General features: G+C 63.2%; 5 protein-coding genes. 2 read left to right on the top strand and 3 right to left on the bottom strand.

Going from position 1 to position 6,267, the window contains the following annotated elements:
- The first annotated feature begins 96 nt into the window (after nt 1-96).
- Together EOA85_RS24590 and EOA85_RS24585 are read left to right on the top strand one after the other, a co-directional pair.
- The gene (locus EOA85_RS24590; RefSeq protein ID WP_127211501.1) at nt 97-741 is read left to right on the top strand and encodes a helix-turn-helix domain-containing protein; all 645 of its coding nucleotides are present in this window, start codon (nt 97-99) and stop codon (nt 739-741) included.
- A gap of 81 nt (nt 742-822) precedes the next feature.
- Complete coding sequence (locus tag EOA85_RS24585) at nt 823-1,347, top strand: GNAT family N-acetyltransferase (RefSeq protein WP_127211500.1); 525 nt, start codon at nt 823-825, stop codon at nt 1,345-1,347.
- Between the two features lie 535 nt (nt 1,348-1,882).
- On the opposite strand, the gene EOA85_RS24580 is transcribed toward EOA85_RS24585, so the two are convergent.
- Genes EOA85_RS24580 through EOA85_RS24570 form a run of 3 tightly spaced genes read right to left on the bottom strand, consistent with a single transcriptional unit; the run spans nt 1,883 to nt 6,247 of the window.
- Nucleotides 1,883-5,077, bottom strand: coding sequence for an efflux RND transporter permease subunit (locus EOA85_RS24580; protein WP_127211499.1), 3,195 nt, complete (start codon nt 5,075-5,077; stop codon nt 1,883-1,885).
- Nucleotides 5,074-6,036, bottom strand: coding sequence for an efflux RND transporter periplasmic adaptor subunit (locus EOA85_RS24575; protein ID WP_127211498.1), 963 nt, complete (start codon nt 6,034-6,036; stop codon nt 5,074-5,076). Before EOA85_RS24575 ends, EOA85_RS24580 begins: the two co-directional genes overlap by 4 nt.
- Before the next feature lie 10 nt (nt 6,037-6,046).
- Nucleotides 6,047-6,247, bottom strand: a complete 201-nt coding sequence (locus EOA85_RS24570; protein WP_127211497.1) for a DUF2892 domain-containing protein — start codon at nt 6,245-6,247, stop codon at nt 6,047-6,049.
- Between the last annotated feature and the right edge of the window lie 20 nt (nt 6,248-6,267).

Below are 6,267 nucleotides of genomic sequence, written 5' to 3'. Positions count from 1 at the left end.
CAAGTACCTAGGTAATTCCCCGTAGGGACATAACCGAATTTCGCGAGACGTGAATTCGCGCGATTGCTGTCACACGGATCAACCGGGAAAACAGCCATGCAAACCTACGCAGCCCTCAGAATTGCACTGTCGCCAAGCTCCACCCAGTCGAGCCTGCGAGAGGCTTTCGACGCGCCGTTACAGCCGGTCAGCTTCTTCCCCGCCGGCTCGGAAATCTATGCCCAGGGCGAGAAGGCGGGAGCCTTCTACCAGGTCGAGTTTGGCGCCGTCCGTGTCTACCGCCTGCTTGCCGACGGCCGCCGTCAGATAAGCGCCTTCCATCTGGCCGGAGAGACATTCGGTTTCGAAGCCGACACTACCCATCATTTCTTCGCCGAAGCCATCAACGCCACTGGTGTCCGCGTCTTCCGCTTTGCCACTGGTGCGGATATCTCCAGTCAGCTGCTGCCGTTGGCGCTCAAGGGCCTGACGAGAGCGCAGGAACACCTCTTGGTCCTCGGCCGCCAGAACGCCATCGAACGCGTCGCCGCGTTCCTGGTCGACATGGCGGAGCGGCAGGGCGGGTTGCGGCAGGTCGAACTGCCGATGTCGCGCATGGATATCGGCGACTATCTCGGCCTCACCATTGAGACTGTATCGCGGGTCTTCACCCGGCTGAAGGACAAGGGCGTCATCCGCCTGCCCAGCCTGCGCAGCATCGAGATCGTCAAACACGACACGCTTCTCATTATGAGCGAGTGACGCAACTTGGTTAGGCAGCGCGCGCGGCAGACCGCAGGCGGTCGCTGTCAATACCCGTTCAAACGATTGTATAGGCAGAAAATGACTACGGAGAGAAATAATACTCTTACCACACGCACGGGATTTCAGTTCGAAGTGCGCCGTGCACGCCCCGAAGACGAGCTAACCTTAGCCGAGTTCTTTACCCATGTGACGCCGGCTGACCTGCGATTTCGTTTTCTCGGCGGAGTGAAGGTTTCGCATGAACGGCTCGTGTCGATGACTCGGTCCGATGATGCGGGCATATACAACTTCCTTGCCCTTGCCATGGACGGAATGCTGATTGCAGTCGCAACGCTGGCATGCGATGAGCCTCGCCGGCATGGAGAAGTCGCGATCTGCACGCGCGCAGATCACAAGCATTTGGGCGTCAGCTGGGAACTGCTCTCTTACATAGCGAAATACGCTGAGGAGCTGGGCCTCCATACAATCGAGTCGATCGAGAACCGCGAAAACCAAGCTGCTATCGAGCTCGAACGCGAGATGGGATTCACTGTGGCGGCTTATCCTGACGATCCCACACTTGTCCTGGTTCGGCGGGACCTAAGAAGCCGACCAGCAGAGTAGCTGCCGGTGGAACGTGGACCGAAATCCATCAAACCAAACTCTGACGCACGCCCCACCTCCGTGTAGCGCCATTCAACACACCCCTTCTTGGCACGGCTCAGCAGGTGTGGCGGTAAGATTCCTGCTTGAAGGGCGATCGTTTACACCGGTGTTCCGATCCCAAGGGAGAGGCGGCGTTTCTCCTGTTCGGGACGCGCTGAGCTGGCGGTCGCGAAGGCCAGACGCTTTACCAGGATCGCCGTCCCCGCCCCTGGTCACTTGGCGGCGGGTTGAAGATTGTCTCGCGCACAAACTCGGCCAGAGCGGACGGCTCTGTCTTTGAGTTGGCGGCACTTGGTTCGAAACCAGCACGTCAGATCGGTTCTAGCAATGGCTGACTGGTTTCTGTGACCGCCTTGGCTGCAAATGCGCCGCAAGACCGAGCCGAACCGTCGATCCAGCGAACATTTGACCAACCGGCGGGCGACGATCCGGCCGAACTCGCCTTTGCGGCAAAGGGCTTGCCGTGGCGATCTTACCCTGCACTCGATCACCATCACGTCCTCAAGACCCGATAGATCGCCGGGATGACCAGCACCGTCAGCAAGGTCGAGGACGCGAGGCCGAACAGCAGTGAAATCGCCAGTCCCTGGAAGATCGGATCGGTCAGGATCACCGCCGCACCGATCATGGCCGCTAGCGCGGTGAGCAGGATCGGCTTGAACCTTATGGCGCCGGCCTCGATCAGAACCTCACCCAGCGGCCTGCCCGGCGAGGCGGCATGCCGGATGAAATCGACCAGCAGGATCGAATTGCGCACGATGATGCCCGCCAGCGCGATGAAGCCTATCATCGACGTTGCCGAGAACGGCGCGCCGAACAGCCAGTGTCCGCCGAGAATGCCGATGAAGGTCAGCGGGATCGGCGTCAGGATCACCAGCGGTACCTTGAACGAACCGAACTGGGCGACGACCAGGATATAGATGCCGAGCAGCGCGACGCCGAAGGCCGCACCCATGTCGCGGAACGTCACCCAGGTGACTTCCCATTCGCCATCCCACAGCAGCGTCGGCTTGCTTTCGTCCTCCGGCTGGCCATGCAGCGCGATCGAAGGCTTCGGCAATCCTGTCCAGTCCTGCGCGTCGATTGCCTGGCTTACGGCGAGCATCCCATAGATCGGCGCCTCGAAGCTGCCGGCAAGTTCGGCCGTCACCATTTCGGCGGCGCGGCCATTGTGCCGGAACACCGGAAAGGAGGCGCGTTCGTCAGCGACCCGCACCACATCCCCCAGTTCGACCACGCCACGGTCGCCGGGGAGCACATTTGCTGGAATGGGCGTTGTCAGGAAACGTTCGTCCAGAGTCCTCTCGCCCTTCGGCCGCTCGATGCGGATCGGTATCGGCTGGCGGCCGCCGCGATGCGAATAGCCGACGGTCTCGCCGCCGTTGAGGATGGCGATCGTGTCGAACACATCGCTCTCCTCGACATGGAAGAACTCGGCATCGTCGGTGGAGATCGTGGTGCGCAGCCGGCGTGCCGGCTGTCCGTAGGAATTGTCGACGTCGACGATGAACGGAACGGAACGGAACGCCGCTTCGACCTTCGCGGCAACCTTGCGTCGCGCCTCGCCATCGGGGCCATATATCTCGGCCAGGAGCGTCGCCATCACGGGCGGCCCCGGAGGCGGCTCGACGACCTTCAGGCTGGTGCCGGCTGGAACGGCGATCGATGCGATGCGTTGGCGAATATCCAGCGCGATGTCGTGACTCGAACGGATGCGTTCCGATTTCGGCGAAAGATTGAGCGCAACATCGCCCTGCTGCGGCTCGCTGCGCAGAAAGGAGTGTCGCACAAGCCCGTTGAAGTTGAAGGGCGCCGCGGTTCCGGCATGCGTCTGGGCCGATCGCACCTCGCTCAGTTCGAGAACCTTGCCGGCGACCGCCTGCGCCACCGCGTCGGTCGCCTCGACGGAGAATCCTTCCGGCAGGTCGATGGTCACCGAGAGTTCGGACTTGTTGTCGAAGGGCAGCAGTTTGACCGTGACATCCTTGGTGTAGAACAGGGCCAGCGAGCCAAGCGTGAGCACGCCGATCGCAAGCAGAAAGGCCCAGCTCGCCGTCTTCGACGACAGTATGGGCCGGGCGACGGCAGTGTAGACGCGGCCCAGCATGCCACCGCCGGCTTGATCGGCATGGGCATGCGCCGGCGACCGTCCGGCAAACTTCAGCATCAACCACGGCGTCACCATCACCGCGACGAAGAAGGAAAAGATCATCGCCGCCGACGCATTGGCCGGGATCGGGCTCATATAGGGGCCCATCATTCCCGAGACGAACAGCATCGGCAGCAGCGCGGCGACCACGGTCAAAGTGGCGACGATCGTCGGGTTGCCGACTTCCGCCACTGCCTCGATCGCTGCTTGCCGTCGATCGCGTCCGCCGCCCATCGCCCAGTGGCGGGAGATGTTCTCGATCACCACGATCGCATCGTCGACAAGGATGCCGATGGAAAAGATCAGCGCGAACAGCGAGACGCGGTTCAGCGTATAGCCCATGACGCGCGAGGCAGACAGCGTGAGCAGGATGGTGACGGGAATGACGATGGCGACCACCATGGCCTCGCGCCGGCCGATGGCGATCCAGACCAGCACAATGATCGAGATCGTCGCCAGCCCGAGATGGTAGAGAAGCTCGTTAGCCTTCTCGTTCGCCGTCTCGCCGTAGTCGCGCGTGACCTCGACCGACAGGTCGCCGGGGATCAGGCTGCCTTGCAGCACCTCGACCCGGTGCAGGATCGCCTCGGCAACCGACACCGCGTTGGCGCCGGCCCGCTTGGCTACCGCAACGGTCACCGACGGCACGCGCGTCACACTCGTCGCGGACCTTGTAAGCGTCGAGACAAGCACATCGCTGGTATCGGTCGCGAAGGCGACATCGGCCACGTCGCGGACATAGACGGGGCGGTTGTCACGCGAGGTCAGCAGCAGATTGCCGATCTGGTCGGGCGAACCCAAGGTCTCGCCCGCCACGATGTCGATCTGCTCGCCCGCATTGCGCACGCGTCCCGCCGGAAAGGCCTTGTTCGCGCCGGAAACCTTTGCCACAAGCTGCTGCAGCGTCACGCCGTAGAGAGCGAGCTTTTCCGGGTTCGGGTTGACGCGGATGATCTCTCCGGTGTCGCCGACCAGATAGGTCAGCCCGACATTGTCGATCTTGGCGATCTCGGTGCGCAGTTCGCGCGCGATGCGGGTCAGGTCGTTTGCCGTCAGGCGGTCAGCTGTTTCCGGTTTTGGCGACAGCGTCAGCGTGACGATCGCGACATCGTCGATGCCGCGTCCGACGATGAGCGGCTCGGGCACACCGACGGGAATGCGGTCCATATTGGCGCGAACTTTGTCGTGGACGCGCAGCACGGCGGCGTCCGACGATGTGCCGACGACGAAGCGCGCGGTGACCATCACCTGGTCGTCGCGGCTTTGCGAATAGACATGCTCGACACCATCTATGCCCTTGACGATCGTCTCCAGCGGCTCGGTGATCAGCTTGACGGCGTCGTCGGCCTTCAGGCCGTCGGCCCGGACGAAGATGTCGACCATCGGCACCGATATCTGCGGCTCTTCCTCGCGCGGCAGCGTAAGCAGGGCCCCCAGCCCGAAGGCGAAGGCGGCAATCAGAAACAACGGCGCGAGCGGCGAGGCGATGAACGCCCGGGTCAGCCCGCCCGCGATGCCGACGGCAGCAGGACCTTTCATGGCGTGACCACGACATCGCCGGGCGCAAGACCGGTCAGGATCTCGACATAGTCGCCGTCGGCGCGCGCCATCCGTTCGCCGGCGACCACTGCCCGATCGGCCTCGACGCCGGCGGCAACCGTGCGGACAAAATCGATCCCCGATCGGGTCTCGATCGCCGATGACGGGACCAGCAGCGCAGAGCGCTCCGCGACCGGCAGCTCGACCAGCACCCGGGCGTCGATGAATTCGGTATCGAGGTTGTCGACCTCGACATCGGCGATGACGCGGCCATTGTCGATCTGCGGGTAGATCTTGGCGAGACGGCCGGCCAGTTCCGTGCCATTGGCATTAATGCGGATAGCGGCACCCTGCTTCAGCGTCGCCGCGTGGCGTTCGGGGATCGCCAGCCTCAGGAACACGCCGCCACCACCGATGGTCGCCACCACTTCGCCGGCCATGATCACGGCGCCGCGCGTGACCGGCACGGTCAGCACGCGTCCGTCGCCGGGTGCGAAAACATCTCCTTCGGCCCCCTGCTGCACGATCACCGAACGCTGCGCCTCGGTCGCGGCAAGCTGGTTGCGTGCTACGTCGACTTCGGTCCTGAGCTGATCGACCCGCTGCAAGGTCACGACGCCCCTGCCGACCAGTGTCTGACCGCGGGCCAGTTCGGACTGCGCCGTTGCCAGCTGCACCTGCAGGGCGCGAAGCTGGGCGTCCAGCGCCGCGACCTGAAAGGCGATCTTGTCGTCCTGGACGGTCGCGATCTTCTCGCCCGCCTTGACCAGATCGCCCTCGGTAACGGCCAGATCGACAATGAGGCCGCCAATGCGCGCGCGCGCCGGAATGGTGTTGCGCGCTTCGACTCGGCCATAGACCGCCTTCCATTCGGTCACCGTCGTCGGTGCGAGCGTGAGCGTGCCGGCCAAGGCCGGTGAGCACGCCAGCAGCGCGCCGAGGAAAAGCAACTTGCGCATTCTACTGCTCCTAGAATGCGCATCCCGGCTTGATGCCGAGCTTCCGGAAGATCATCGCCGCCGGGCAGAAGCCGGTGAACGCGGATTGCAGCATGTTGAGCCCGACGAAGACCGTCAGCCAGACAAACAGCGGCGAAACCCAGACGGTGAGCGCGACGGACAGCAGCACCATGAAGCCTGCGAACGCAAGAACGGAACGGTCAAGTGACATTGTCATCTCCATTTGTATAT

It is taken from the genome of Mesorhizobium sp. M5C.F.Ca.IN.020.29.1.1 (genome assembly GCF_003997375.1).
GTDB lineage: Bacteria > Pseudomonadota > Alphaproteobacteria > Rhizobiales > Rhizobiaceae > Mesorhizobium > Mesorhizobium wenxiniae.
This window is presented reverse-complemented; position numbering and strand designations above follow the sequence as displayed.

Excerpts from the sequence above, each read along its gene's own strand:
- EOA85_RS24585 (WP_127211500.1), top strand. The coding sequence starts at position 823 with ATGACTACGGAGAGAAATAATACTCTTACCACACGCACGGGATTTCAG.
- EOA85_RS24590 (WP_127211501.1), top strand. The coding sequence starts at position 97 with ATGCAAACCTACGCAGCCCTCAGAATTGCACTGTCGCCAAGCTCCACC.
- EOA85_RS24575 (WP_127211498.1), bottom strand. The coding sequence starts at position 6,036 with ATGCGCAAGTTGCTTTTCCTCGGCGCGCTGCTGGCGTGCTCACCGGCC.
- EOA85_RS24580 (WP_127211499.1), bottom strand. The coding sequence starts at position 5,077 with ATGAAAGGTCCTGCTGCCGTCGGCATCGCGGGCGGGCTGACCCGGGCG.
- EOA85_RS24570 (WP_127211497.1), bottom strand. The coding sequence starts at position 6,247 with ATGTCACTTGACCGTTCCGTTCTTGCGTTCGCAGGCTTCATGGTGCTG.